The 24,943-nt window shown below is 37.0% G+C and carries 28 protein-coding genes; 25 read left to right on the top strand and 3 right to left on the bottom strand.

Translation table 11 applies throughout. The features are described 5' to 3' along the window. Positions 1 to 157: 157 nt before the first annotated feature. Together GCWU000282_RS07800 and GCWU000282_RS07805 are read left to right on the top strand one after the other, a co-directional pair. A complete protein-coding gene (locus GCWU000282_RS07800; protein ID WP_023354527.1) occupies positions 158 to 733 on the top strand; it encodes a hypothetical protein in 576 nt (191 codons plus the stop codon). Positions 734 to 749: 16 nt separating this feature from the next. Continuing rightward, positions 750 to 944, top strand: a complete 195-nt coding sequence (locus GCWU000282_RS07805) for a hypothetical protein (RefSeq protein WP_035040024.1) — start codon at positions 750 to 752, stop codon at positions 942 to 944. 246 nt (positions 945 to 1,190) lie between these two features. Here GCWU000282_RS07805 and GCWU000282_RS07810 read toward each other — a convergent pair whose 3' ends face one another. Both GCWU000282_RS07810 and GCWU000282_RS07815 read right to left on the bottom strand, forming a co-directional pair. Further along, a complete protein-coding gene (locus tag GCWU000282_RS07810) occupies positions 1,191 to 1,448 on the bottom strand; it encodes a DUF2442 domain-containing protein (protein ID WP_023354529.1) in 258 nt (85 codons plus the stop codon). A gap of 28 nt (positions 1,449 to 1,476) precedes the next feature. Then, entirely contained in the window at positions 1,477 to 1,728 is a 252-nt protein-coding gene (locus tag GCWU000282_RS07815) for a DUF4160 domain-containing protein (RefSeq protein WP_023354530.1), read from the bottom strand. Between the two features lie 212 nt (positions 1,729 to 1,940). Between GCWU000282_RS07815 and GCWU000282_RS07820 the strand changes: the two genes are divergently transcribed. From GCWU000282_RS07820 to GCWU000282_RS07850, 7 genes are all read left to right on the top strand, one after another. Further along, positions 1,941 to 2,777, top strand: coding sequence for an ABC transporter ATP-binding protein (locus GCWU000282_RS07820; RefSeq protein ID WP_023354531.1), 837 nt, complete (start codon positions 1,941 to 1,943; stop codon positions 2,775 to 2,777). Further along, on the top strand, positions 2,764 to 3,477 hold the full coding sequence (locus GCWU000282_RS07825) for an ABC transporter permease (RefSeq protein WP_023354532.1): 714 nt from the start codon (positions 2,764 to 2,766) through the stop codon (positions 3,475 to 3,477). Before GCWU000282_RS07820 ends, GCWU000282_RS07825 begins: the two co-directional genes overlap by 14 nt. A gap of 107 nt (positions 3,478 to 3,584) precedes the next feature. Further along, positions 3,585 to 3,881 (top strand): type II toxin-antitoxin system RelB/DinJ family antitoxin, encoded by a 297-nt coding sequence (locus tag GCWU000282_RS07830; protein ID WP_023354533.1) that lies wholly within the window; start codon positions 3,585 to 3,587, stop codon positions 3,879 to 3,881. 5 nt (positions 3,882 to 3,886) lie between these two features. Then, on the top strand, positions 3,887 to 4,303 hold the full coding sequence (locus GCWU000282_RS07835; protein ID WP_035040027.1) for a putative toxin-antitoxin system toxin component, PIN family: 417 nt from the start codon (positions 3,887 to 3,889) through the stop codon (positions 4,301 to 4,303). 13 nt (positions 4,304 to 4,316) lie between these two features. Continuing rightward, positions 4,317 to 5,282, top strand: coding sequence for an ABC transporter ATP-binding protein (locus GCWU000282_RS07840; protein WP_023354535.1), 966 nt, complete (start codon positions 4,317 to 4,319; stop codon positions 5,280 to 5,282). After that, the gene (locus tag GCWU000282_RS07845; RefSeq protein ID WP_023354536.1) at positions 5,279 to 6,070 is read left to right on the top strand and encodes an ABC transporter permease; all 792 of its coding nucleotides are present in this window, start codon (positions 5,279 to 5,281) and stop codon (positions 6,068 to 6,070) included. The genes GCWU000282_RS07840 and GCWU000282_RS07845 overlap by 4 nt, the downstream gene beginning before the upstream one ends. Before the next feature lies 1 nt (position 6,071). After that, positions 6,072 to 6,836: an ABC-2 family transporter protein gene (locus GCWU000282_RS07850; RefSeq protein WP_023354537.1), complete on the top strand. Its 765-nt coding sequence runs from the start codon at positions 6,072 to 6,074 to the stop codon at positions 6,834 to 6,836. A gap of 245 nt (positions 6,837 to 7,081) precedes the next feature. Here GCWU000282_RS07850 and GCWU000282_RS07855 read toward each other — a convergent pair whose 3' ends face one another. Further along, the gene (locus tag GCWU000282_RS07855) at positions 7,082 to 8,356 is read right to left on the bottom strand and encodes an ArsB/NhaD family transporter (protein ID WP_035040029.1); all 1,275 of its coding nucleotides are present in this window, start codon (positions 8,354 to 8,356) and stop codon (positions 7,082 to 7,084) included. A 170-nt stretch (positions 8,357 to 8,526) separates the two neighbouring features. Here GCWU000282_RS07855 and GCWU000282_RS07860 point away from each other — a divergent pair, with 170 nt between their 5' ends. The 16 genes from GCWU000282_RS07860 to GCWU000282_RS07935 all read left to right on the top strand — a co-directional run bounded on the left by GCWU000282_RS07860 (position 8,527) and on the right by GCWU000282_RS07935 (position 24,926). Next, positions 8,527 to 10,056 (top strand): YifB family Mg chelatase-like AAA ATPase, encoded by a 1,530-nt coding sequence (locus tag GCWU000282_RS07860; RefSeq protein ID WP_023354539.1) that lies wholly within the window; start codon positions 8,527 to 8,529, stop codon positions 10,054 to 10,056. Then, positions 10,053 to 11,153, top strand: a complete 1,101-nt coding sequence (dprA, locus tag GCWU000282_RS07865) for a DNA-processing protein DprA (protein ID WP_023354540.1) — start codon at positions 10,053 to 10,055, stop codon at positions 11,151 to 11,153. The genes GCWU000282_RS07860 and dprA overlap by 4 nt, the downstream gene beginning before the upstream one ends. Before the next feature lie 27 nt (positions 11,154 to 11,180). Then, positions 11,181 to 13,259, top strand: a complete 2,079-nt coding sequence (gene topA, locus GCWU000282_RS07870; protein WP_035040032.1) for a type I DNA topoisomerase — start codon at positions 11,181 to 11,183, stop codon at positions 13,257 to 13,259. Positions 13,260 to 13,545: 286 nt separating this feature from the next. Next, positions 13,546 to 14,319: a GTP-sensing pleiotropic transcriptional regulator CodY gene (gene codY / locus GCWU000282_RS07875; RefSeq protein WP_023354542.1), complete on the top strand. Its 774-nt coding sequence runs from the start codon at positions 13,546 to 13,548 to the stop codon at positions 14,317 to 14,319. A gap of 224 nt (positions 14,320 to 14,543) precedes the next feature. Continuing rightward, positions 14,544 to 14,939 carry a flagellar basal body rod protein FlgB gene (gene flgB / locus GCWU000282_RS07880; protein WP_023354543.1) on the top strand — a complete coding sequence of 132 codons (396 nt, stop codon included), beginning with the start codon at positions 14,544 to 14,546 and terminating at the stop codon, positions 14,937 to 14,939. A gap of 48 nt (positions 14,940 to 14,987) precedes the next feature. Beyond that, complete coding sequence (gene flgC, locus GCWU000282_RS07885) at positions 14,988 to 15,431, top strand: flagellar basal body rod protein FlgC (protein ID WP_023354544.1); 444 nt, start codon at positions 14,988 to 14,990, stop codon at positions 15,429 to 15,431. 48 nt (positions 15,432 to 15,479) lie between these two features. Further along, on the top strand, positions 15,480 to 15,806 hold the full coding sequence (locus GCWU000282_RS07890; RefSeq protein WP_035040034.1) for a flagellar hook-basal body complex protein FliE: 327 nt from the start codon (positions 15,480 to 15,482) through the stop codon (positions 15,804 to 15,806). 34 nt (positions 15,807 to 15,840) lie between these two features. Then, complete coding sequence (locus tag GCWU000282_RS07895) at positions 15,841 to 17,451, top strand: flagellar M-ring protein FliF C-terminal domain-containing protein (protein WP_023354546.1); 1,611 nt, start codon at positions 15,841 to 15,843, stop codon at positions 17,449 to 17,451. A gap of 3 nt (positions 17,452 to 17,454) precedes the next feature. Beyond that, entirely contained in the window at positions 17,455 to 18,471 is a 1,017-nt protein-coding gene (gene fliG / locus GCWU000282_RS07900; protein WP_023354547.1) for a flagellar motor switch protein FliG, read from the top strand. Further along, positions 18,464 to 19,285, top strand: a complete 822-nt coding sequence (locus GCWU000282_RS07905) for a FliH/SctL family protein (RefSeq protein WP_023354548.1) — start codon at positions 18,464 to 18,466, stop codon at positions 19,283 to 19,285. Before fliG ends, GCWU000282_RS07905 begins: the two co-directional genes overlap by 8 nt. 22 nt (positions 19,286 to 19,307) lie before the next feature. Continuing rightward, positions 19,308 to 20,621: a flagellar protein export ATPase FliI gene (gene fliI, locus GCWU000282_RS07910; protein ID WP_035040036.1), complete on the top strand. Its 1,314-nt coding sequence runs from the start codon at positions 19,308 to 19,310 to the stop codon at positions 20,619 to 20,621. A gap of 18 nt (positions 20,622 to 20,639) precedes the next feature. Next, positions 20,640 to 21,110 carry a flagellar export protein FliJ gene (gene fliJ, locus GCWU000282_RS07915; RefSeq protein ID WP_023354550.1) on the top strand — a complete coding sequence of 157 codons (471 nt, stop codon included), beginning with the start codon at positions 20,640 to 20,642 and terminating at the stop codon, positions 21,108 to 21,110. Next, complete coding sequence (locus tag GCWU000282_RS07920; protein ID WP_023354551.1) at positions 21,103 to 21,921, top strand: MotE family protein; 819 nt, start codon at positions 21,103 to 21,105, stop codon at positions 21,919 to 21,921. Before fliJ ends, GCWU000282_RS07920 begins: the two co-directional genes overlap by 8 nt. 83 nt (positions 21,922 to 22,004) lie before the next feature. After that, entirely contained in the window at positions 22,005 to 23,435 is a 1,431-nt protein-coding gene (locus tag GCWU000282_RS07925) for a flagellar hook-length control protein FliK (RefSeq protein WP_023354552.1), read from the top strand. 40 nt (positions 23,436 to 23,475) lie between these two features. After that, on the top strand, positions 23,476 to 24,429 hold the full coding sequence (locus GCWU000282_RS15905) for a flagellar hook capping FlgD N-terminal domain-containing protein (RefSeq protein ID WP_023354553.1): 954 nt from the start codon (positions 23,476 to 23,478) through the stop codon (positions 24,427 to 24,429). Between the two features lie 95 nt (positions 24,430 to 24,524). Beyond that, entirely contained in the window at positions 24,525 to 24,926 is a 402-nt protein-coding gene (locus tag GCWU000282_RS07935) for a TIGR02530 family flagellar biosynthesis protein (RefSeq protein WP_035040040.1), read from the top strand. Positions 24,927 to 24,943: the final 17 nt, after the last annotated feature.

Genomic DNA, 24,943 nt, shown 5'->3' on the forward strand with positions numbered 1-24,943 from the left:
ATAATAGAACAGACCGGTTGGGTTTACATTTTTTATTCATTTATGTAAACTCTAGTGGTATGTTAATGTGTAGGGATATGTGATATGATGAGGGCGCTTAATTAAGTGAAAAAATCTCGAGAGAATCTGATTGTTTTAACTTGAAAGGAGTTATATAATGAATAAAATAAGTAAATACTTTACATTTATGTTAGCTATGGTGATTTTGACTTCAAGTGTTTTCTCCAGTAGTGTTTATGCCAGCATTATGATTGGTATGAAAAAAATAACAAATACAGAAATTATTTATGTTGAAGCTGAAAAAGGAGTAATTGTGCCGGTAGAAGTTACTGAGACTATATATACTCGCGATAGAGGATTTAGCGGATTAAGGAGCATTACAAGATATTCAAACTCACCCAAAATAGGTGAGTATCGTACTTATAAAATTAAAGTTTCCAATGAGGTTATGGGTTTACCTTTGTATACAAGTGGAAGTTTATCCGCATTAGCTAAGAAGAAGGCAGCTAAGGCAATTTCAGCAGCAATCACTAAAAAGTTGGGTGCTAATTTTATACCGGGATTAAATTTCGTTTCTTGGATTTTGAACACTGTTGCAATTGCTAATGCAGTCGCAGGAAATAAAGGATTAGAAGTAACCATTGATATGAAATATACGGAGATTAACATGCATAAAGATGGCTATTCAGTGAGAGGATGGTCTGCTGTAGGGCTATCTATTGATACCTATTAAGATAGGAGATATAATAATGGGTAAAAAATATTTATATGCAATAACTTTCCTTCAGTTGATTGTGTCTGTTGCAGGAATTATACTTATAATAATGAATTTACTTGGAATACGCAAGACGGATAATTTATTTCTTTTTATATTTTTGACAGTATTAGCAATATCTCAGTGTATAGACAGTATTACTAAAATCAGAGATAAAAGTAATCACTGAGTTTTTTCTATACCAGACAAATTATTATAGTTTTTATTAATGAAACAGACCGTTAGGATTTACAAAACTAAAAACGTAAAACCTAATGGTCTGTTAATATTGTGGGAAATGTGTTAAGATAGAGAGTATTTGCTTATAATCCCATCTTTGACAACTTATTATTAACTAATTACAATATTTTGCAAATATTTTTTCAGTGTGGAAGCCCTTTTTTAATATATTGTTGTTATTTTTAAGTAAGAATAATTATACATAGTCTACAACTCTTCCATTTTCCCAAAGTTCATTACATGATAAGTCAATATCATCATTCCAAGAGATACCATATCCCCCGGAATCCACTTGTACCTGTTCAAACAAACCTTTGACATTTGAGAGAGTTTTAAATGATTCAAATTTGTTAAAAAGAGAAGCAACATTATATTGCTTGCATTCACCATTGACAAAATTTATAAGAAGATTATATTCGGGCAAAGGTTTAACATCTTTAATCTTATAAAACATCGTATCTCCTTTCTGCCGTCTATAGCCATTATAATGGTGGCAGCTTGATAAACTCCTGTGTATCCCAAATTTTTTGTAATTCCGTTTTATGCTTAACCGCCCATTCTTTCACAAGAGATTGTGCTTTAGCAGGTAAATCACCTTCAATCATATTAAGGGTATTAATATCAAAAGCGCCTATATATTCACCATATAAAGCATGAAAGTGTGGAGGGTTATGTTCGCTTTGTTGAAAATACATTTTTATTATAATACCATAAAATCGTGAAATGATGGGCATTCTTAAATCTCCGTTTCTATATGTTATAATTTAATTATATCAAGAAATTGTATTATTATCAATACGCTCTGCACTTGAGATTCTCTTTTGCAAAACTAAAAAGTATACTATATTGTGTTCTGTTAATGTTGTAAGAAATGTGTTAAAATAGGGCGTATTTATTTAGAGTAATAATATATAAAAATGAAATTCTGATAATAAAGGAGTCTCTAATGCTAAAAATAACCAACCTACGTAAATCCTTCCGAGAAAAATCAGTCCTAAAAGATGTATCATTTACCGTAAATACAGGTGAAATAGTCTGTCTTTTAGGAAACAACGGAGCAGGAAAAACAACCATAATAAATTGTATATTAAAAATGATACGCCAAGATTCGGGAGAGATAACACTTGATGATAAGGACATACATAAATGTAAAAACAGTGAGTATTTTAATAAAGTAAGTGCCTTACTTGAATCAAGTACCAATGTATATGACTATTTAACAGGCTGGCAGAATATAGAGTATTTCGCAGGGCTATCCAAGATAGACAGTAAAAGCCCTGAAATAGCTAGGTACATAGACGATTTTGAATTAAAAGAAGCTATAAATAAACCTGTAGGTGAGTATTCAAGAGGAATGCAACAAAAACTTGCTCTGATAATATCTCTTATGCAGTCGCCCAAGCTTTTGCTTTTAGATGAACCAACCTTAGGTCTTGATATAAAAAGTAAAAACTCGGTTATTGACAACCTTAACTGCTTGGTAAAAGAAAAAGGAATGGCAGTCATACTTACCACACACCAGATGGAAGTAGTGCAGAAGCTTAACTGCAGAGTTCTAATACTAAAAGACGGAGTAGTTAAGGATTTCTCAGAAAATATCGAAGATAAAAACCTAAGTTATATAGTTTCATACATTAAAGACGGGAAAATAGTGGAAGAAGAGGTAGAAGGAGAGTTTGCGGAAGTTTATGACAGCTTTGCAAATGAAGAAATAATAGAGATAGTGAAGAAAAAGAAAGACATGGAAGAAAAGGTAATGGAGGCACTTGATGAATCTGATTAAAGCTGAATTTAGAAAAAGTCTTATCGAAGCGGTAAGCTATTATCCTGATTATATAGTAGGACTTATTACAGATTTTTTTATATTACTGATTGTAATAAATACTGAGGGAAATACCACCGAAAAGGTATTTGGATATATATTGTGGATGCTTGCAAGCGGAGTTATATCAGAAGCCTCTATGTGCATATCCACAGAAAAACAGCTTGGAACTTTGCAAAATATTATGATTAAACCTTATTCGATAGCGCAGATTGTTACGGTAAAAACTGTGGTATGGTTTAGCATCAATGTTATAAAAGCTATTATAACCCTTATTATTGCAATGTTATTCTTTGGTATTGAAAACCTGTTCAGGGCAGAATATTTATACATTACAATTTTTGTCTGTATAGGAATAATGGGGCTGTCCTATGTACTGGCTTCTGTAACCCTTATGTTTACGAAGGTGGCTTCTTTTGTAAATATCATAAGCTACGGTTTTCTCTTTTTGTCGGGAAGTATAGTTAAAATCCCTGATGTTTTGGTTTATACAAATCCGATATCTTATGGGGTAAAATATGCTTCTTTAATCTTAGAGAACGGACTTAGACTTACAGATACAATAATTTTCTTGTCAATATGTGCAAGCTGGCTGTTAGCGGGATATTTGATTTTTAAGTTTATGTTTAACAGGAGCAAGCAGTTTAGGTGGACTTATTAAGATATTTATTCTTGTGTTTTGCATTGTATTGATATTTTCATTATAAAAACATATAATGGTATTAAAGAAACATTATAAAGGAATACAATATGTAAGGAGGAAATATCATGGGAGAACAGGTTTTGATACAATTTAGGGCAGATAAAAAATTAAAACAGGAAGTAACAGACATATATGAACAGTTAGGTATAGATTTACCTACTGCATTTCGGATGTTTATGAAACGTAGCAAACAGGTACGGGGTATTCCGTTTGATTTAATATTATCAGAAGATACTATAACAAGAACAGATGCACTTAAGGCATTTTATGAAGCCAGAAAGCAAACAGCTGATATACCGGAAATGTCTTTGGAGGAAATTAATGAGGAAATAAAGGCAGCCAGAGCATCAAGAAAGAGGTGATTAATTTGGTATATGCAGTAATAGATACAAATGTGATTGTATCTGCACTTATAACGAAAAATCCTGAATCTGCTACGATAAAAGTTTTGGAGGCTGTTTTATATGGAGATATCACTCCTTTGTACCATTTGGATATTATTAATGAATATCAGGAGGTGCTTCATAGAAGTAAATTTAAAATTTCAGATGCAGTAATAAAGAAAATAATTGGTGCTATAATACAATATGGAGTAGAAGTATTTCCAAAGCCAACAGGAGAAATTTTAATAGATATGGATGATTTAATATTTTATGAGGTGGCTATGGAAAAGCGGGATGATAACTCATATTTAGTTACCGGAAATCAGAAACATTACCCAATTAAAGATTTTATTGTGACACCTGGTGAAATGGTTGATATACTTGGTGAAAGTAAAAAATAATTAAGGAAAACTTATGAAAGAAATTTTAACAGTAAAAAATCTTACAAAAGAATATTTTGTAAAAACAGGTAAAGAAACCGTAAAAGTAATAAAGGGCATAGATTTAAGCATAACAGAAGGTGAAAAAGTCGGTTATGTAGGACTTAACGGAGCAGGCAAATCTACTACCATAAAGATGCTTACAGGTCTTATCAAACCTACAGGTGGTGAGATTAGTATACTTGGTTTCAATCCTTTTGAAGAAAGAAAAAACTATGTGGAGAATATAGGGGTAATATTTGGACAGAGAAACCAGTTGTTCTGGGATTTAAGAGTGGAAGATTCTTTCATATTTAATAAAAGCCTGTATAAGCTGTCGGATAAGACCTACAAAGACAGACTGCAATTTCTGAATGAATATACAGATATTGCACCGCTTATGAAAAAGAGAGTTCTGGAGCTTTCTTTAGGGCAGAAGATGAAATGTAACATAGCCTTATCTCTGCTGCATTCTCCGAAAATTTTATTCTTAGATGAAGCAACCATAGGCTTAGACCTTATAGTTAAAAATGAAATCAAAAAACTCTTAAACGAGGTAAACAGAGAGTTTAATACAACTATGCTGTTTACCTCACATGACATGAAAGATATAGAAGATGTATGTGAAAGAATTATCATTCTTGAAAAGGGAAATATTCTTCACGATTTACCATTAAAGGACTTTAGAAAGCTCTATGGCGGTACAAAGAATGTAAGACTTTTACTGGAAAGTAAAACTGATTTAGACAAAATAATTTATTTATTTGAACAGAAATGGGCAAATAAATTTATGAATTTTGGCACTGACAGGGGAGAAAATTCTATAAATTTTTCATTTAATGAAGAAAAAATAAATATTTTTGAAATTATGGAAGAATTAAAAAATGAAGGAATAAAGCCTACAGATTTCACGATAAACAGTGACAGTTTGGAGGATATAATAAGGGGAATATATAGATGAGCCTGTTAGTTAAGTTAGAAAAATACCTGTCAGTTATGGCTATTTCCATAAAAGCAAGCTCAGCTTACAAAATAAAGCTGTTTTTCTATGCCCTTACAGGCATAACTCAATTTATAAGCTATTATTACCTGTGGAGTTCCTTGTATAGCGGGGAGCGTGAATATAATGGCTTTACGGGCGAAACCATTCTCACCTATTTTGTGGTATCATTTCTGATTCAGAGCATTATTCCGAGGTGGATTGCTATGGAAATAGGCTGGGGAGTTAAAAGAGGAGAAATTATCAACGTCTTCCTAAAACCGCTTGGCTTTAGGACATATTATCTGTTATATGCTTTCGGAGATGTGATATTTACCCTAATATTTATGGGCTTGCCTATAATACTTATCGCATTGTTCAGTACTTCTTTAGTACCTTGCGAAAATATTTTGTTATTTATATTAGTTTTAATTTTAAGCTATGGCATAGCCTTTAACCTTTTTTATCTTGTGGGACTGGTAAGCTTTGTGACAACTAATATCTGGGGAATATTTCTGACCTTTGACCTTGTAAATTTATTTTTGTCAGGAGCCTTGCTTCCGATTAAATTTATGCCGGAATGGCTGATAATGATTACAAAGATACTTCCATTCAGGTATGTTGTAGACTTTCCGATTTCCGTATGGCTTACGGGAAAGGCTGATATTTATGAGATTCTTGTTCAAATTATGTGGTTTATTTTTCTTTGCATATTCACAAAAATTGTATACAAGAGGGCTATTTCAAAGTTAGATATTTTTGGAGGCTGAGATGGGAATTTATATAAAATTATTTTTTACAAAGCTGTCCATGCTTAAAATGTATAAAAAAGATTTTTACTTAGGACTTCTTTCCTGCATAATAAAAGCAGTAATAAGCATTTTTTTGATCGAATTCATATTAACTAATTTTAGCCTTGTGGGAGGTCTTGAAAGTGAGAAAGCAGCTTATCTGTATTTCCTTATAGTTTTTATTCAGGCTGTATCGTGGATGCTTTTGCCGGGAATTATCGGTTTTACAGGTATATACATAAGAGATGCGGAGCTTGATATGGTGCTTTTGAAACCGGTAAATAAGTTGGTTTATATAATTTTTGAAAATATAGACATAAAAGAATTTCCGAATGTAACAGTAAATCTTGTGATTTTTATTATATCAATCATTAGGCTTAACTGTGGTTTATTTATAAGTATAATGCTGTTTTTATCAGTATTTCCGGGAGTGATTATAATATTCTCTCTTTGTCTTTTAATTAATATTTTAGGTTTTAGATATAAGGATACACTTATGCCTATTAAATTTCTGTTTTCACTGGTTGATATGTGCAAATATCCCCTGACTGTTTATAATCCGGTGATAAGATTTATATTTACAGTTATAATTCCTGTTGGTTTTATCAGTTATTTTCCGATTATTCAGATAAAAAATATAGCCTGGATATTTGCATTGGGTATAGCGGTCTCAGGTGTATTTTTGATTGTTTCTGTGTGTTTGTTTGAAAAAGCATTTAGGTTGTATGAAAGTACAGGTTCTTAGAAAGAAGAGATAATTGGAAATAAGATAAACAGCTCCTACCTCACTTTTGGGATAAAAACCGTCGAATAGTTAAAATTGAAATGGAGATAGAATAAAAAGCTATAATAGTATATAAATAGAGCTGAATGATAGATTCCTAAGCGAGCGCATTAGGTTTTTCGCAGAAAAACCGGAGCGAGTCTGGAAATACTATCATTCAGCTCTATATTTTTAGCTATTTACATAATTTTGAAAGACCGGTTGTTTTATCTCCACACAAACCATATAAACAGATATCCCGCCACAACAGCAGCAACTGTAAACGGAAGTCCTATCTTCATAAAGTCCTTAAATGAAACCTCATAGCCTTCCTTGCGAAGAAGTCCGATACCTGCTATATTTGCAGAAGCACCTATAGGAGTGATATTACCTCCGAGGGTAGCACCCACAAGCAGACCAAAGAAAAGAAGATAAGGCGCAATTCCCATTTCATTGGAAACACTTGCAATTACAGGCAGCATAGTAGCCACATAAGGAATATTATCTACAAAAGCAGAAATGAGGACAGAACCCCACACTATAATAGTAAAAAGCAGCAAGACATTGCCACCGCCCATATGAGCAATGATATCAGCAAGGTCTGTAATTATCCCCTGCTCCTGAATGCCGCCGATTACAGTAAAAAGACCCGCAAGGAGTGCCATGGTAGCATAATCTACATTCTTTATATTCTCAACCATAGTATCTTTATCTTTGGTAGCAAGGTATTCCCAAACCACACAGACAACTCCCCAAACCATACAAATTACACCGTTTGTTATTTCAGGCTTATCAGGAATGAAAGAAGCCGCTATAAGAAAAACAATATGTCCTACCATTGCTATGGTTGGTATATAATCCTTTACCTCAGTATGTTCATCAGAAGATACAGGCATAGTATCTTTACGGAATAAGAACATCATAATAGGAATTGTAAAAAGTGCTCCAAGCTCAACAGCAAAGAAGATTCCAAGCTTACCGTTCATAAAGAAGAAGTCCATAAAGTCCATCTTAGCCGCACCTGCAAGCATAATAGAGGTGGTATCACCTACAAGGGTTGCCGCTCCCTGGAGGTTTGAAGATACTGCTATGGAAATTATCATGGCAACAGGTGAAATCTTTAGCTTTTTACAGATAGCAAGAGCAACCGGAGCAACCATATATACTGTAGCAACATTGTCTATAAAGGCTGAAATTATGCCTGAAAAAAGAGACATAAAAATAGTAGTCCACATTACATTTGGGGAAAGATTAAGTATATGATTGGCAATAAGGTTAGGCATTTTGGATTGAATAAAATAATCTACAATGATTACCGTACCAAAGATCATAAGTAAGATATTCCAGTCTATGACATGGGCGAGGTCTCCAAATGGAAGTACACCTACAGCTAAAAATATGGCTGCCGTTGTACAGGCTATCCAAGGACGCCACTTTGCCGGAAGGAATATCATAAGGGCATACATAATGACAAAGAGTATGATTGCGATTGTTTTTAACATGTAAACTCCTTTAATAACTATAATAAAAAATATCATCTAAGTATAATACACTATGAAGGTATTAGCTTGCAATATATTTCACTGAAAAATTATTATTTATGTTTACAAACACACTTCCATCCATTATAATTGTTTTGACTATTTCTTAAATTTACTAAAACTAATATAATATGTTTTCTAGTGTAAAAAGTGTTGCCTTATCCGGCATCAACGGAATTATTACCAATGTAGAGGCTGATATCAGGAATGGACTTCCGGCATTTAATATGGTGGGATTTCTTTCTACCCAGGTAAGAGAATCCGGTGAAAGGGTAAGGGCGGCTATTCTTAATTCGGGCTTTTATTTAGAGCCAAAGCGAATCCTTGTAAATATATCCCCGGCAGATATTAAAAAAGACGGAACCTCATTTGACCTTGCAGTGGCAATAGCTGTTCTTGCTGCTCAGATGGGCTTTGATAATGAGTATTTGAAAGAAACAGCCTTTGTAGGCGAGCTTAGCCTTAATGGAGAGGCTAAGTCCGTAAATGGCGTGCTGCCTATGGTTTGTGCCGCAAAAGATGCGGGAATCAAAAGATTTGTACTTCCCGTGACTAATTACAGAGAGGCAAAACTGGTTGAAGGAATTGAAATAATCGGAGTGGAAAGCCTTGCCGAAACAGTAGAGATTGTACAAAATAAAATTGTTAAAGGCAGAGAAATCGAAGAAATATTAAACTTAGGTGAAGATATAAAGCTGCCCGATTTTTCGGAAGTGCATGGACAGGAAGGGATAAAAAGGGCTATTGAGATAGCGGTCAGCGGTATGCATAACATACTTATGATAGGACAGGCCGGTTCAGGGAAAAGTATGCTGGCAAGCCGTATTCCGTCTATAATGCCGCCTATGTCTGTAGATGAAAGCCTTGAAGTGACTAAGATATACAGTATATCGGGGCTGCTTGATGAAGGGAGAGGACTTATCGAAACGAGACCGTTCAGGTCGCCGCATAATTCCATATCCCTGCCGGCACTTGCAGGCGGTGGAAGCAAGGTGAGAGCGGGGGAGATAAGCCTTGCCCACAATGGAGTGTTATTTTTGGACGAGTTGCCTGAATTTAACCGTCAGACCATAGAGGTGCTCAGACAGCCTCTTGAGGAAAAGAAGATAACCATTGGCAGGATAAACGGTACAGCCACTTATCCGGCGGATTTTCTTTTGGCAGCGGCTATGAATCCCTGCAAATGCGGATTCTACCCGGATAGAAAACTTTGTCATTGTAATGAGGTACAGATAAAAAATTACCTTTCAAGAGTCAGCAGACCTTTAATAGACCGTTTTGACATAGTGGCAGAAGTTAAAAGAATAAGCTTTGCCAGCATATTTGAAAAAGAAGAAAAAGAAGCGGAAAATTCTGAAGATATCAGGAAACGTGTCTGTGCTGCCAGAGACATTCAGGAAGAAAGGTTTAAGAATGAAGGAATTCATTTTAATTCTCAGATGGATTCTAAAATGACAGATGAATTCTGCAAGATAGATTCAAAGACCAAGAGGCTTCTTGAAGAGGCCTATAAAAATATAAATTTGAGCCTCAGAGGCTACTACAGGGTGCTTAAAGTAGCCAGAACCATAGCGGATATGAGGGAAAAAAGAGAGGTTACGGAACTTGAAGCTGCGGAGGCTATCCATTACAGAGAGATGATTGAGAGGTTCTGGGGATGAGAGAAGAATTACTTATGTTCTGGCTCTCCCTGGAAGGGCATGTAGCAAAGATAAAATATGACATACTGGTGGCAAATTATGGAAGTCTGGCAGAAGCCTATGAAGCGGTAAGTAAAGGAAAATGCCTTAAACTTAAAGGTTTGGGTGATAAACTTTTAGAAAGACTGAAAAAACTGTCTGATAAGTCGGAGATTGAAGAAAAATATGAATGTATGAAGGATAAGGGAGTGAAATATTCCCATTATTTTAATAAAGACTATCCGGATAAGCTAAGAAATATATGCTCAGCACCGATAGGACTCTTTTATAAGGGCAGCTTACCGGATAATGAAGAAAAAATAATAAGTGTAGTTGGTTCAAGAGATGCTACCGACAAAGGCCTGTATTATGCTAATAAAATATCTAAGGAACTGTCGGACAGCGGAGTAAGTATAGTAAGCGGTATGGCACTCGGCATAGATTCCTCGGCACATTATGGTGCTTTACAGGGAAATAAAGGGAAGACCTACGCAGTGCTCGGCTGTGGAGCAGATGTGTGCTATCCGCCCAATAATATAGAACTGTATTTGTCCATTATAGAAAAAGGAGGGGTGATTTCTGAATTTCCGCTGGGAACACAGCCTGTGAGGGCTAATTTCCCGCAAAGAAACAGGATAATAAGCGGAATTTCAGACGGAGTTTTTGTTGTAGAAGCAAGGGATAAAAGCGGAAGTCTGATTACAGCCGATATGGGGCTTGAACAGGGAAAAAATATTTACGCCCTGCCCGGCAGGAGTGAGGAACCGTTAAGCCGCGGAACCAACAAACTTATCCAGTACGGAGCCAAGCTTGTAAATGAAGCAAAAGATATACTTGAGGACTTTGATTTTCCGATTTTAAATATAAAACAAGAGTGTTTACAAAATTTAATACTTGAAAGCCATGAAAAAATAGTGTATGCTACCCTCTGTTTAACACCAAAACATATTTCTGAAATTTTATCTGAGACAGGACTGGATGAAGGTGAACTTTTTAAGGTTCTTCTGGAACTTGAATTTAAGGGATATGTAAGACGGACAAGCTTTGAATATTATATAGCTGTCCCACTATATTTATGATGCAGCATTAAAGAGAGGAAGATGAGTATGCCTAAGTATTTGGTAATAGTTGAGTCACCTGCAAAAGCAAAGACAATCAAAAAATATCTCGGTACGAATTATGAAGTAATAGCGTCCATGGGACATGTAAGGGATTTGCCCAAGAGCCGGATGGGAGTGGATATCGAGAATGACTATGAACCAAAGTATATAACCATAAGGGGAAAGGGAGATTTGCTCGCAACTCTTAGGAAGGCGGTAAAGAAGTCGGATAAAGTATATCTGGCGACTGACCCTGACCGCGAAGGAGAGGCAATTTCCTGGCATTTGGTAAAGGCACTTAAGCTTGAAGAAGGAAAATATAAGAGAATTACCTTTAATGAAATAACAAAGACAGCAGTGAAAAATGCTATAAAATCTCCGAGAGATATAGATATGAGTCTGGTAGATGCACAGCAGGCGAGAAGAGTACTGGACAGAATGGTGGGCTACAGTATAAGCCCGCTCCTTTGGAAGAAGGTTAAAAGAGGACTTTCTGCAGGCAGAGTACAGTCCGCAGCTTTAAAACTTATATGTGACAGGGAAGATAAGATAAATGATTTCATCCCTGAGGAATACTGGACTTTGGATGCGCATTTAACCGCAAAAGGGGTTAAAAAGCCTGTAATAGCCAAGTTTTACGGAGATGAAACCGGTAAACTTTCCATTACCTCAAAAACTGAGATGGACAAGGTAATGAAAGAGCTTAAGAAGGCAAACTACAAAATTACGGAAATAAAGAACTCTGAGAGAATGAGAAAGGCTCCGCTTCCTTTTACCACAAGTACATTGCAGCAGGAAGCTTCAAAGAGCCTTAATTTCTCTACCCAAAAAACAATGAGGGTTGCACAGCAGCTCTATGAAGGCGTGGAGATTAAAGGACAGGGGCTTGTAGGACTTATTTCCTACTTACGTACCGACTCTACCAGAATTTCAGAAGAGGCAGATAAGGCTGCAAGGGAATATATAGATAAGGCCTATGGAGAAAAATACTTAGCAGAAGCGGCGGTTTCAAAAGATAAGGGAAAGAAGATTCAGGATGCGCATGAGGCTATCAGGCCTGCTCATACAGAACTTTCTCCGGTTGTTGTAAAGGAATCTTTGTCAAGAGAGCAGTTCAGACTGTATTCGCTTATCTGGAAACGATTTATTGCAAGCAGGATGAAGCCGGCAGTTTATGATATTAAGTCTGTTAAAATATCAGCAGGAAAGTATGTGTTTACGGCTTCCGCATCTAAACTTAAGTTTGATGGATTTATGTCGGTCTATGTAGAGGCTGACTTTGAAAAAGAGGTGGACAGTATTTCGGCAGGCATTGATGAGAATACCGAGCTTAAATTTGAAAAATTTGACGAAGTTCAGCATTTTACCCAGCCGCCTGCGCATTTTACGGAGGCTTCTCTTGTAAAGGCTTTGGAAGAGTTGGGGATTGGTCGTCCAAGTACTTATGCACCTACAATTACTACAATTATTGCGAGAAGATATGTAGCCAAGGAGAATAAGACTTTATTTGTTACAGAGATTGGCACAGTGGTTAACAGAATAATGAATGCGGCCTTTCCTGAAATTGTAGATATAAATTTTACTGCCACAATGGAAGAACTTTTGGATAAAGTAGAAGTCGGCGGTATAGAATGGAAGGAAATTGTCAGAAATTTCTATCCTGACCTTGAAAAAGAAGTTAAGGCAGAAGAAGAAAATCTTGAAAAAATTGAAATTCAGGATGAGGTTACAGAGGAGATTTGTCCAAATTGCGGAAGAAATCTGGTTATTAAATATGGGCCTCATGGTAAATTTCTTGCCTGCCCTGGCTTCCCTGAATGTAAATTTACAAAGCCTTACTTAGAAAAGGTAGGAGTGGACTGCCCTGTATGTGGTTCGGATGTCGTTATCAGGAAGACAAAAAAAGGCAGACCTTTTTATTCCTGTGAGAAAAGCCCTGAGTGTGAGTTTATAAGCTGGCAGAAGCCTTCTGCGGTAAGATGCCCTGATTGTGGGTCTTATACTGTAGAAAAAGGCGGAAAACTTGTATGCTCAAATAAAGAATGCCAAAAAATTGTTAATAAACCGATAAAATCAGATAAGTAATGCTTCACAATAGCGTAAAAATACAAAAATAAATTAATAATTTAAACAATTAATTAATTTATCTTGATTATTGGTACAATTATGTGGTACAATTTCCTTGTACAAAGATATTCGTCCTCAAATCTGCCTCATAAAATAGAATCATAAAAGCTTATAGTTGATTTTGTTTGAAAAGATAAAACACAGTCTTTTATGTATATTTATTTTATAGGGTAATCGCGAATGTACATAAACTTAAAATTATATCTCAACATTATGATGCGAGAAACATCAGGAGGGGGCTGAAATGAGTGTTCAGTTATTGGATAAGACCAGAAAAATTAACAAGTTACTGCACAACAACGATTCTCACATGGTGGTTTTCAATGATATTTGCGGAGTACTAAGCGAAATATTGGACTCTAATATCATGGTGCTCAGCAAAAAAGGGAAGGTATTAGGAATAAAAAACAGAGATGACATTCCTGCCATAAAGGAACTTATAAAGGACAATGTCGGGGGGTATATAGACGGTGACTTGAATGAAAGGCTTTTAAGTATACTGTCTACCAAAGAAAATGTTAATCTTACTACCTTGGGCTTTGAGTTTGAGGGTGTTAATGACTATCAGGCTATAATCATACCGATAGATATAGCCAGCGACAGATTCGGAACCTTATTTATTTACAAGGTAAAAGCGCCATATACAATTGATGATATTATATTATCCGAATATGGAACAACAGTAGTCGGTCTTGAAATAATGAGGTCGGTAAACGAAGAAAATGCTGAAGAAAGCAGGAAGATTCAGATTGTTAAATCAGCGGTAAATACATTATCTTTCTCAGAACTTGAGGCTATTACTCATATCTTGAATGAATTAAACGGAAATGAGGGAGTTTTAGTTGCCAGCAAAGTGGCTGACAGGGTTGGAATTACCAGGTCTGTTATTGTAAATGCTTTAAGAAAATTTGAAAGTGCAGGAGTTATCGAGTCAAGATCATCAGGAATGAAAGGTACTTATATTAAAGTACTGAATGATGTGGTATTTGACGAACTTACCAAAGTAAACAACAAATGATGGAACATTTGTGGGTACAAAGGGATTTGGTTTATGACTGAGTCCCTTTATACATTTTAAAAGCTAATTTTAAACTAATTTTGGATTTAGGTTGTAATTTTGTTAAAAAATATTTATAATAGATATGTTAGGGTATAATTATTATGACTATGCCTATAAATGGCTTGCAATATTATTATACCCGATTAAGTCGGTGACCATATTTTAATATAGGAGTTGTTAATATGATTGCGTCAGATGCATATAATTTTATCAATGTACTGGGGAAGGCTGCGGATGCAAGTTGGCTTAGAAACAATTTGATTTCAAACAATATTGCAAATAACGATACCCCGGGTTATAAACGTAAGGATGTACAATTTGAATCCTATCTTGCCATGGAGCTTATAAGAGGCGGAAGCCTCAGGCACAGGGTTGCAAATGCTGATTTAGACAGACTTGACGGTATTGCATATACAGATTATGCAAGCCTTAGTTATCGTGCTGATGGAAATAATGTGGATATTCACACAGAAAATACATATCTTGCAGAGAATCAGATCAGATACTATACACTTTTAGATTCTATGACGCAGGAATTTTCCAGACTTAAGCTTGCATTAACTTCTACAAACCAGTAGGCTTAAAATAATAATATAATTGTAACAGCATAAAGAGAGGTATAATAAATGTCAATTTTTGGAGCAATGGATATAAGTGCCACAGGTATGACGGCGCAGCAGCTCAGAACAGATGTAATTGCACAGAATATAGCTAATATAAATACAACAAGAGATCAGAACGGTAATGTCTACAGAAGAAAAAATGTAGTATTTACGGAAAAAGACGTTACAGGTTTTTCACAAATTCTTTTAAGAACAGCCGGAAGAGTCGGAAACGGAGTAAAGGTGACAAGTATTTATTCTGATACCAAGAGCCCTGTAAGGCTTGTTTACGATCCTTCACATCCGGATGCGAATGAGGATGGCTATGTGACATACCCAAATGTAAACACGGTTCAGGAAATGACTGATATGATAGATGCCACAAGGTCTTATGAGGCAAATGTAACAGCGTTCAATGCGACAAAAAATATGATCTTAAAGGCGCTTGAAATGGGAGGAGCACAGTAGTATATTTCAGTTCAACAATTCAAATACAATATTTTGGAGATGATTATAATGGATATTGCCGCAATAGGTAGTTTAGTTCCGCTTAAAAATATTAACGGTATAAATACAAAGAGTTCACAGGCAGGCATAGTTCAAGGGAATGGTAGTGAGGGATTTGAAAGTATATTCAAATCAGCTCTTGATATGGTTAAACAGACTAATGATCTCACTAACGCAGCAGAGCAGGAGGAAATGAAATTTGCTCTCGGTAATTCTGATAATATTGCCAACCTTATGGTAGCTCAGAGGAAAGCTAATATTTCGTTGCAGTATACAGTAGCTATCAGAAATGCAGTAATGAGTGCTTACAGGGAAATAATGAATCTGCAGTTCTAAATTCACTTTAATACTGCTGAGGAGAAAATTGTAGATGAATACGTTTTTAGAACGCTTAAGAAAAATACCGGCCAGATTTTTGGAATTTTGGAATAAATATTCACCGGTGCAAAGGATACTGATGATAGCAGTTGGTGTAGGAGTCTTTCTTGCAATCATTTTGGTATCTTATTTTGTTACAAGACCGGTAATGACGACACTGGTAAAAGCCGAGAAAACTTCGGAGACAGCTAAAATTAAAGATTTACTTGATGATAACGGAATATCTTATGAACTGTCATCAGATGCACTTACTATATCGGTTGATCAAAAAGACTATTCAAATGCTTTGCTGGTACTTGCTAAAAATGATATCCCTTCAATAGGAATGTCGATTGATGAACTTTTTAATAACGGATTTTCGACAACCGAAAGTGAGAAGAAGTTAAAAGCAAATATATATAAGCAGGATTGGCTGAGGCAGGTGCTTCTTAATATGGACAATATTGAGAATGCTGTAGTGTCTATAACCTCACCAACCACAGGAAATACTCTTTTTGCGGAAACTAAGGATACATCTGTTAGTGTAATCTTAACAGTAAGCAGTGATTTTAAACAAGAAAATGCAAAGACTATAGCTAACATACTTGCCGGAGCTGTCGGAAATGACAGCACAAAGGCTATTACCATAGCGGATCAAAGCGGTAATCTTTTGTTTAACGGTGCAGATAATGATGTGTTTAGCGGTGGTATCAACTCAATAAGTGATTATGAAAAGAATGTCACCGGAGTTAAAAAGGAAGAGATATATAAACTGCTTGTAGGTCTTCCGGCTTATGATGATGCTAAGGTGGCGGCTAATTTCATATTCGATATGAATAAAATCAGCTCGGTATATACAGAGTATACACCTCCGACCGGAGCCGAACAGGGTTTAAAGTCACACGACTATAGCTATGAGGCTCAGAATTCCAATGCAAACGGAGGGACACCTGGAACAGATGCAAACAGTGAAACCGACTATATGGTGCAATCCGGTGGAAATGCCCAGGGAAATGTATCTATAAATGAAAATGATTATTTGCCAAACAAGAAGGTAACCAATACTGAAGCTGCTATGGGAGCGATCAAGCCTAATGAGTCCTCAATAGCCATAACACTGATTTCTTATGTGAACTATAATGAAACAGAAATGAAGAAGAATGGCAGGCTTGAAGGAACCACATTTGATGAGTTTATGTTTGCAAACCAGGCAGCAACCGAGCTCACTGTTCCGGAGAATGTTATAACGCTGGTTTCAAGAGCTACAGGAGTACCGGAAGAGAATATCCAGATTTTAGCCTGGCAGATGCCTATATTCCAGCCGGAGGAAGGCGGAGGTTTCTTCACCTTTACCAACATACTTATGATTATGTTGGCGGTTCTTATAGTAGCACTCCTGATATTTGTAGTATTTAGAGGGCTTGCGCCTGTTGAAGTTGTTGAACTTGAGCCTGAGCTTTCGGTTGAACAGCTTCTTGCTACAACCAAGGAAAATCAGTCACTTGATGATATTGAATTCTCAGATAAGTCTGAGACCAGAAAGATGATAGAGAAATTTGTTGATGAAAATCCTGAAGCTACAGCTCAGCTTCTTCGTAACTGGCTGAGTGATGAATGGGGGTAAATAATGTCTACTAAGACTTATTCTGAATATACGGGAATTGAAAAGGGTGCAATTCTTATGATTGCACTCGGACCGGAAAAATCTTCCGCAGTATTTAAGCATCTTAAAGATGATGAAATAGAAGAACTTACCCTTGAAATTGCAAATACCAGAAGTGTTTCACCGGAAATAAAAGATGCTGTTTTAGATGAGTTTTATGAAATTTGTCTGGCTCAGCAGTATATTTCAGAGGGTGGTATCGGCTATGCAAGAGACCTTCTTGAGAAGGCGCTCGGTGCTGACAAGGCTCAGACTGTAATCGGTAAACTTACGGCAAGCTTACAGGTTAGGCCTTTCGAGTTTGTACGTAAGGCAGATGCTTCACAGCTGTTAAGCTTTATACAGGATGAACATCCTCAGACAATAGCGCTTATTCTCGCCTATCTGCCTACATCGCAGGCAGCGGCGGTGGTATCTTCACTTCCGCCTGAAAAACAGCCTGATGTGGCAAGGCGTATAGCAATGATGGACAGGACTTCACCTGATGTTATAAAGGAAGTGGAAGATGTGCTTGAGAAGAAACTTAATTCTCTTGTAAATCAGGATTACACCATTGTAGGCGGTGTGGACAGTATTGTGGAAATCCTCAATACGGTTGATCGCGGTACAGAGAAACATATTATGGAGACTCTTGAAATTGAAGAGCCGGAGCTTGCAGATCAGATTCGCAGGAAAATGTTTGTGTTCGAAGATATCCTGCTGCTTGATAACAAGTCAATTCAGCGGGTACTTAGAGATGTTGACAATAATGACCTTTCTATTTCCCTCAAAAATGTCAGCGAAGAGGTTCAGACAGCTATATTTACCAACCTTTCGAAGCGTCTTGCTTCTATGATAAAAGAAGAAATGGAATTTATGGGACCTGTACGTGTTAAGGACGTTGAAGAGGCACAGCAGAAGATTGTTAATATTATCAGAAAACTTGAAGATTCAGGAGAAATCATTATTTCACGTGGCGGAGGAGACGAGATAATTGTCTAATATTATAAAAGGCTCTAGGGCAATAGACGGAGCCGAAGGCTTTGTAATAGATTCTAATGCAAGGGCTGATTCATATTTTTCTTCACTTGTTAAAGAGCATGAGGAAGAGGCCTCAAAGGATCAGGAAGGGAACATATTACCTTTAGGTGACATAGTTCCCGAGCCGGCTGTAGAGGAGGAACCTAAGCTTACACCTGAAGAAATAGAAGAAGAAGCAAGGAAACGTGCTGATGAAATAATTTTAGAAGCAGAAGAATTAAAGAAACAGATATTGAATCAGGCTGTTAAAGAGGCAAAAATTAAAGAGAAAAATCTTAGTGAAGCTGCTAAAGAGGCAGGTTACAAAGAAGGCTATGAAGCTGCTAAGGCAGAGTTTGAAATCAAGTTTAAAGAACTTGAAGATGAAAGAGTCAGACTCAGAGAGGAATTTGAAGCCGAAACCGAAAGATTGGAGCCGCTTTTTGCGGGACTTGTAATTGATTATGTAGAGAGACTCACAGGGATAGTGGCAAAAGAATATGAAACTGTCATATATAATATGCTGGTATCCGCAGTCAATAATGCAGACAGCAGCCGCAGCTATATTATTCATGTGCCGAAAGAGCAGTTTGAGTATGTAAATTCGCGAGAAGGCTATATTAGGGATCTTGTCGGGGATCGCGTATATATTGAGATAGTGGCAGACCATGTCTTACCGCTTAACAGTTGTAAGATAGAAACAGATTCCTGTGTTATAGATGCGGGTTTGGATACAAGGCTTACAACTCTTGTGAATTCTATTAAACTCTTAGCAGGTAGCAAAAAGCAAAATTGATTAAAGATAGGAGGGCATAGTATTGATTGACATAAACAGGTATTATTCCCTTTTAGAACAGCCTTTGGAAAAAAAATACGGCAAGGTAACCAAACTGATAGGACTTACTATTGAATCACTTGGACCAAGTGCCAATATTAATGATTTATGTATAATCTATGCAAATAATAAATACAGTAAGGGAACCTATGCAGAGGTAGTCGGATTTAGGGACAACCGTATTCTGCTGATGCCCTATGGTGATTTAGAGGGTGTCGGAGTGGGGAGCCTTGTTGAGAGTACAGGGGCTCCCTTTCATGTTGATGTAGGCTATGATATGCTTGGAGTTGTTGTGGATGGTTTAGGAAGACCGATAGATACAAGTGTTACCTTTGAAAAAGAAGACAGTTATTCGGTTGAGGCTATGCCTCCGGATCCGCTCTCAAGGCAGATGATAGAAGAAGTACTTCCGTTAGGAGTTAAAGCCGTAGATGCACTTTTAACTGTGGGCAAGGGGCAGAGAGTCGGTATATTTGCAGGCTCCGGTGTAGGAAAAAGTACCCTTATGGGTATGTTTGCAAGAAATACCAAAGCAGATGTCAATGTTATTGCCCTCATCGGAGAGCGAGGCAGAGAGGTAAGAGAGTTTATAGAACGGGATTTGGGCGAAGAAGGTATGAGGCGTTCTGTGGTGGTAGTGGCTACATCCGACCAACCGGCTCTGATAAGAAAAAAGGCTGCTAAGACGGCTACAGCAATAGCTGAATTTTTCAGGGATAAGGGTGAAGATGTGCTTTTGATGATGGACTCACTTACCCGTTTTTCGATGGCACAGCGTGAAATAGGACTTGCAAGCGGTGAGCCGCCTGTTACAAGGGGATATCCTCCAAGTGTGTATTCAGAAATGCCTAAACTTCTTGAAAGAGCAGGAAATGGTAAGGACGGCTCTATTACGGGGCTATATACGGTGTTGGTTGACGGTGATGATATGAATGAACCTATAGCGGATACAGCCAGAGGTATACTAGACGGACATTTTGTTCTTTCAAGAACTTTAGCACAAAAAAATCATTATCCCGCAATAGATGTTCTGCAAAGCATATCCAGATGTATGTCTGCTGTAGCGGATAAGGAGCATAAAAGGTTTGCCGGTATGATGAAAAATGTAATGGCAACCTACAATGGCGCAGAGGATCTTATAAATATAGGAGCTTATAAGTCAGGTTCAAATCCGGATATTGATTTTGCTATAAGTAAGATTAAAGAGGTAAATGCTTTTTTAATGCAGAGTACAGATGAAAAATTCTTGTTTGAAGATGAACTTGCAGGGTTGAAATCAATTTTTTCGGAAACATAATAATAGCAAAGGTGAAGTATGGCAAGATTTAAATATAAGATGCAAAACATACTTGAATTAAAAATGAAACTTGAAGAACAACAGAAAATGGCTCTTGTTACAGCAAGACTTAACCTCAGTGACGAGGAAGAGAAACTTGAGAGCCTGTATGCCCAAAAAAGGAAGTATGAAGAGGCACTTAGGGAATCCTGTAAAAATAAGTTGAATGTCAATGCTATAAAATTAGGAACCTCAGCCTATGAGAGCATGGATTATTTCATAGGTTTACAGAAAATTGAAGTAAAAAAAGCAGAGGGAAAAGTTGAACTTGAGCAGAATAAAATGCGTGAGGCTATGAAAGAAAGAAAAATTCAGGAAAAGCTGAGGGAAAAAGCTTTTAATGTTTTTCTGAAAGAACTTGCTGCGGAGGAAGCTGCAGCTGTGGATGAGTTGGTGGCTTATAAGTATGGAAGTGAGATATATGAAGAGGAGTGGAAGTTAGATGGCTGATATGGATGATTTAGATAATATAGAGGAAGCAGGAGAAACCGGTCAACCTGAAGGGAAAAAAGATAAAAAGAATAAAAAGAGTGAAGGAAAAGAAGGGATATTCAGCAGAATACTCACATTTATAATAGTTCTTTTTATAGTAGCTATATGGCTTGCCATTTTTGCTTTTCTTATTAAATATGATGTGGGCGGATTTGGTTCTACTGTACTGAGACCTATACTTAAGGACATACCGGGTGTGAATGAAATACTTCCGGATATACCTGATGAGCAGGCGGCAGAGGAGAATAACTATCCGTATAAAAATCTTCCTGATGCTATGGAAAGGATAAAAGAGCTTGAAGCTCAGGTAGCTGCCGCGAACGGAAGCCGCAGAGGAGATGCAAATTATCTTGCACAGCTTGAGGCAGAGGTGGCAAGGCTCAAAACCTTTGAAGAAAATCAGTTGCAGTTTCAGACGGAAAAGGACAAGTTTGACAAAGAGGTGGTATTTAACGATAAAGCTCCGGATATAGAGGAGTACAAAAAATATTATGAATCAATTTCACCTGACAATGCTGCCGAGATTTACAGGCAGGTAGTGGAACAGCAGGAAAACGAGAAAAAACTGGTGGAGCAGGCAGAAATGTATAAAAGCATGAAACCTGAGGAAGCTGCTAAGATTCTCAACGGAATGGGTGGAGACCTTGATTTGGTTTCAAATATTCTGCTGCATATGAAGACTAGAGAGGCGGGAGCAATTCTTGCCAAGATGGATTCGAATATGGCGGCAAAAGTAACGAAAAAAATTTCAATAATGCAGAGAAAATAGGCTTAAGTTTTTCTCCCTTTTATCCGATATATATTACAAGGTGTGTTGTACACCTAATATTAAGGATAGGAGGGAGATTTTTTATGGCAACGGCGCAGGTAAAACTGAATGCTGTTTCACCATCGGTAACGGCTAAGTCTAAGTCACAACCTGTAAAAACCGATACATCATTTTCGGATATACTTAATAAAGAAAATAACGTTTCAGGATCTAAAGGTGGTTCTAAAGAGTCCAAAACTAATAATATAGTTTCGGAAAAGTACTTTAAAGAAAGTGGCAAGACACCGGCTAAAGCTGATAAAAGCACAGGCAGCAAGGTGAATGAAAAAGGATATGCAGGCAAAAATGCTACAGCCTATAAGGCTAAGGATGCTGCGGAAAAAAACTTTGTTGAAGAACCTGAAAATGGTGAAGAACAGGATGAAAAAGTAAAAAATCTGATGGCAATACTTGCAAATATAATAGCCGGTATTTCTCAAAAGACAGGAACTGATGAAGCTGCCGTCAAGGATTTTATAGCAGAAAACAATTTAACATCTGAAAATTTGCTGGACATTAATAGCTGGAAAGGTTTCGTTACCGAGGTGAACGGACTTGACAATATTTCAGCTATACTCACGAATGATGAAGCTTTCCGGGAATTAAATGATATTTCGGAGATGCTTGATAAATATTTAGATGAGATGGAGCAAATGACTGCCGGAATGACAGAAGGGGTCACAGATGAGGGTGAGAAGGGAGTTAGGCTATTTTCGGAAGAGGGAATTAAGCTTGATGAACTCCTTGAAAAGAGTAAGAATGTTTTAGCCGGAAAAGAGGCAGGCACTGAAGAAACTGTAGAAAAAGATACAGAAGAGATGTCTGTAATAATGCCTTTGATGACAGATGAGAACGGTATCGAAGCTGCGCATACCAAATCAGGGTTTGAGCAGAACAGCCGTAGTTCACAGGGAGAGAAGCAGAATGCTTCCGCAGAGGTCACAGGAATTTCCTCACAGAATTTATTTGATAATATTGCGGCAAATCTTCAGAAGCTTGAGGGTGCCGGTTCACTTCCGGAGGGAACTACTGCCAAAGCCATACTTGAGCAGGTTACAAATCAGATACATAATCTTCATGCACCGGATAAGACAAGTCTTGAATTTATGCTCACACCTGAGACGCTTGGAAAGGTAGCTGTAAATGTATCTTCTAAGAATGGAGTATTACAGGCAGAATTTAGAGTAGAAAGTGCTCAGGCAAAGGCTGCACTTGAGAGTCAGATGGTTGAACTTAAACTGAATTTTGAAAATCAGGGACTCAAGGTAGAGAGCGTATCTGTAATGATTTCTGAGAACGGTATAGGAAATGATGACGGAAACAGAAATACCGGAGAAGAAGGAAAGAGGAATAACAAAAGAAACAGAAATTTTGATATCGAAGAGAGGATTGACAGCATATCTGTTTCGCCGGAAGAAGCAATCAGACTCTATACGGATGAGGATACGGGAAGTAATATAAATCTTGGTGCATAAGTTAATCCAAAATATAATTTGGATTTAAGAAAGGTAAAATATGTCAGATTTTAGTACAAACTATAGCTCTGCCAGAACTGACAAAGGCCTTGAGGCACAGGTCAGAGACGGTGTTATAAGCAAAACTAAAAATTTACAAAATGTCAAGACTGCTGATGACTTGAATAAACTTGGTAAGGATTCTTTCTTAAAGCTCCTTTGTGCTCAGATGGAAAATCAGGATCCGATGCAGCCACAGAGCAATACTGAGTGGGTATCGCAGCTTGCAACTTATTCTTCACTTGAACAGATGCAGAATCTGAATGCAACTATAGCAAATTCACAGGCTTATGGTCTTATCGGACAGGAAGTGGTTATGGCTGCCAAAGATTCTGACGGGCATGAAACTACTGTAAGCGGAAAGGTTGACTTTGTATCAGTAAAAGGAAATAAGTCTTATCTGTCTATTGACGGTAATTTGTATCCGGCTTCAGATTTACAGTCTGTCATTAATCCGGAATATCTGAAAGGAGCAACCTTACCAAAGGTTGAAAATAAGCAGCTTAAATTTAATAAAGACAATCCGGGGGCAGTGAAGTTTAGAGTGCATATGGGTGAAGGAATAGGAAAGGCAGATGCACTCGGACTTAACATTGCGGGAAAGGACATTCCTGCTAAGAACTTCCATGTGGATAAAGACGGAATTGTAACAGTATATCCGGAAGCACTGAAGGATCTTAAGCCGGGAACATACAAGGTGGATGTTAAGTTTAAGAATGATTTTAACACACATAATAATACCAATCTTTCGCTGACAGTTACAGAGGGTGATGAGCCAAAGAAGCCGGAAACACCAAAGAAGCCTGAAGAAGATAAAAAAGCCGAAGGTGATAAAAAATCAGAGGGTGATAAAAAGCCTGTTGAAACAAATAAGCCGGATGAGGCAAAAAAAACTGAAGAAACTAATAAGCCTGTTGAATCCAAGAAACCGGATGAAACACCAAAGACACCATAACCCTATAACAAAGGCAATATGGGGTGATAAAAAATATGTATAAGTATTAACTTTTGCCCCAAATTGTCGATAAACTTAATGTGGGAGGTGAGATTGTGAATGTAAAAAATGGAAGTTTAGGTTCCATTGAGCAGATTAGAGGAAGATATCTTGATCAAAATGCCAAAGAGAAAAAGGTCAATGATAATAGTGGCTTTACAGGACAAAGTTTTAGGGATATACTTATAAACGAGTCTGAAAAAGAAGCAGGAGCGCTGAGATTTTCAAAACATGCTAATGCAAGGCTTGCCAGCCGAAATATCAATTTGTCAAATGAACAGATATCAAGGCTTTCAGAAGGAACTGACAGGGCAAGACAGAAGGGAATCAATGAATCGCTTATAGTAGTAGATGAGCTTGCATTTATAGTAAATGTAAAGAATAATATGGTTGTAACTGCTGTAGGTGACAGTGAAGATAAAATTTTTACAAATATTGACGGAGCAGTAATAAGTTAAAGCCGGACCTTAATGGG

This window comes from Catonella morbi ATCC 51271 (assembly GCF_000160035.2).
GTDB classification, from domain to species: domain Bacteria; phylum Bacillota; class Clostridia; order Lachnospirales; family Lachnospiraceae; genus Catonella; species Catonella morbi.

Bases quoted from the DNA above. Each gene is read 5' to 3' on its own strand.
- GCWU000282_RS07800 (WP_023354527.1), top strand. From the start codon at position 158: ATGAATAAAATAAGTAAATACTTTACATTTATGTTAGCTATGGTGATT.
- GCWU000282_RS07805 (WP_035040024.1), top strand. From the start codon at position 750: ATGGGTAAAAAATATTTATATGCAATAACTTTCCTTCAGTTGATTGTG.
- GCWU000282_RS07810 (WP_023354529.1), bottom strand. From the start codon at position 1,448: ATGTTTTATAAGATTAAAGATGTTAAACCTTTGCCCGAATATAATCTT.
- GCWU000282_RS07815 (WP_023354530.1), bottom strand. From the start codon at position 1,728: ATGCCCATCATTTCACGATTTTATGGTATTATAATAAAAATGTATTTT.
- GCWU000282_RS07820 (WP_023354531.1), top strand. From the start codon at position 1,941: ATGCTAAAAATAACCAACCTACGTAAATCCTTCCGAGAAAAATCAGTC.
- GCWU000282_RS07825 (WP_023354532.1), top strand. From the start codon at position 2,764: ATGAATCTGATTAAAGCTGAATTTAGAAAAAGTCTTATCGAAGCGGTA.
- GCWU000282_RS07830 (WP_023354533.1), top strand. From the start codon at position 3,585: ATGGGAGAACAGGTTTTGATACAATTTAGGGCAGATAAAAAATTAAAA.
- GCWU000282_RS07840 (WP_023354535.1), top strand. From the start codon at position 4,317: ATGAAAGAAATTTTAACAGTAAAAAATCTTACAAAAGAATATTTTGTA.
- GCWU000282_RS07845 (WP_023354536.1), top strand. From the start codon at position 5,279: ATGAGCCTGTTAGTTAAGTTAGAAAAATACCTGTCAGTTATGGCTATT.
- GCWU000282_RS07850 (WP_023354537.1), top strand. From the start codon at position 6,072: ATGGGAATTTATATAAAATTATTTTTTACAAAGCTGTCCATGCTTAAA.
- GCWU000282_RS07855 (WP_035040029.1), bottom strand. From the start codon at position 8,356: ATGTTAAAAACAATCGCAATCATACTCTTTGTCATTATGTATGCCCTT.
- GCWU000282_RS07860 (WP_023354539.1), top strand. From the start codon at position 8,527: ATGTTTTCTAGTGTAAAAAGTGTTGCCTTATCCGGCATCAACGGAATT.
- dprA (WP_023354540.1), top strand. From the start codon at position 10,053: ATGAGAGAAGAATTACTTATGTTCTGGCTCTCCCTGGAAGGGCATGTA.
- topA (WP_035040032.1), top strand. From the start codon at position 11,181: ATGCCTAAGTATTTGGTAATAGTTGAGTCACCTGCAAAAGCAAAGACA.
- codY (WP_023354542.1), top strand. From the start codon at position 13,546: ATGAGTGTTCAGTTATTGGATAAGACCAGAAAAATTAACAAGTTACTG.
- flgB (WP_023354543.1), top strand. From the start codon at position 14,544: ATGATTGCGTCAGATGCATATAATTTTATCAATGTACTGGGGAAGGCT.
- flgC (WP_023354544.1), top strand. From the start codon at position 14,988: ATGTCAATTTTTGGAGCAATGGATATAAGTGCCACAGGTATGACGGCG.
- GCWU000282_RS07890 (WP_035040034.1), top strand. From the start codon at position 15,480: ATGGATATTGCCGCAATAGGTAGTTTAGTTCCGCTTAAAAATATTAAC.
- GCWU000282_RS07895 (WP_023354546.1), top strand. From the start codon at position 15,841: ATGAATACGTTTTTAGAACGCTTAAGAAAAATACCGGCCAGATTTTTG.
- fliG (WP_023354547.1), top strand. From the start codon at position 17,455: ATGTCTACTAAGACTTATTCTGAATATACGGGAATTGAAAAGGGTGCA.
- fliJ (WP_023354550.1), top strand. From the start codon at position 20,640: ATGGCAAGATTTAAATATAAGATGCAAAACATACTTGAATTAAAAATG.
- GCWU000282_RS07920 (WP_023354551.1), top strand. From the start codon at position 21,103: ATGGCTGATATGGATGATTTAGATAATATAGAGGAAGCAGGAGAAACC.
- GCWU000282_RS07925 (WP_023354552.1), top strand. From the start codon at position 22,005: ATGGCAACGGCGCAGGTAAAACTGAATGCTGTTTCACCATCGGTAACG.
- GCWU000282_RS15905 (WP_023354553.1), top strand. From the start codon at position 23,476: ATGTCAGATTTTAGTACAAACTATAGCTCTGCCAGAACTGACAAAGGC.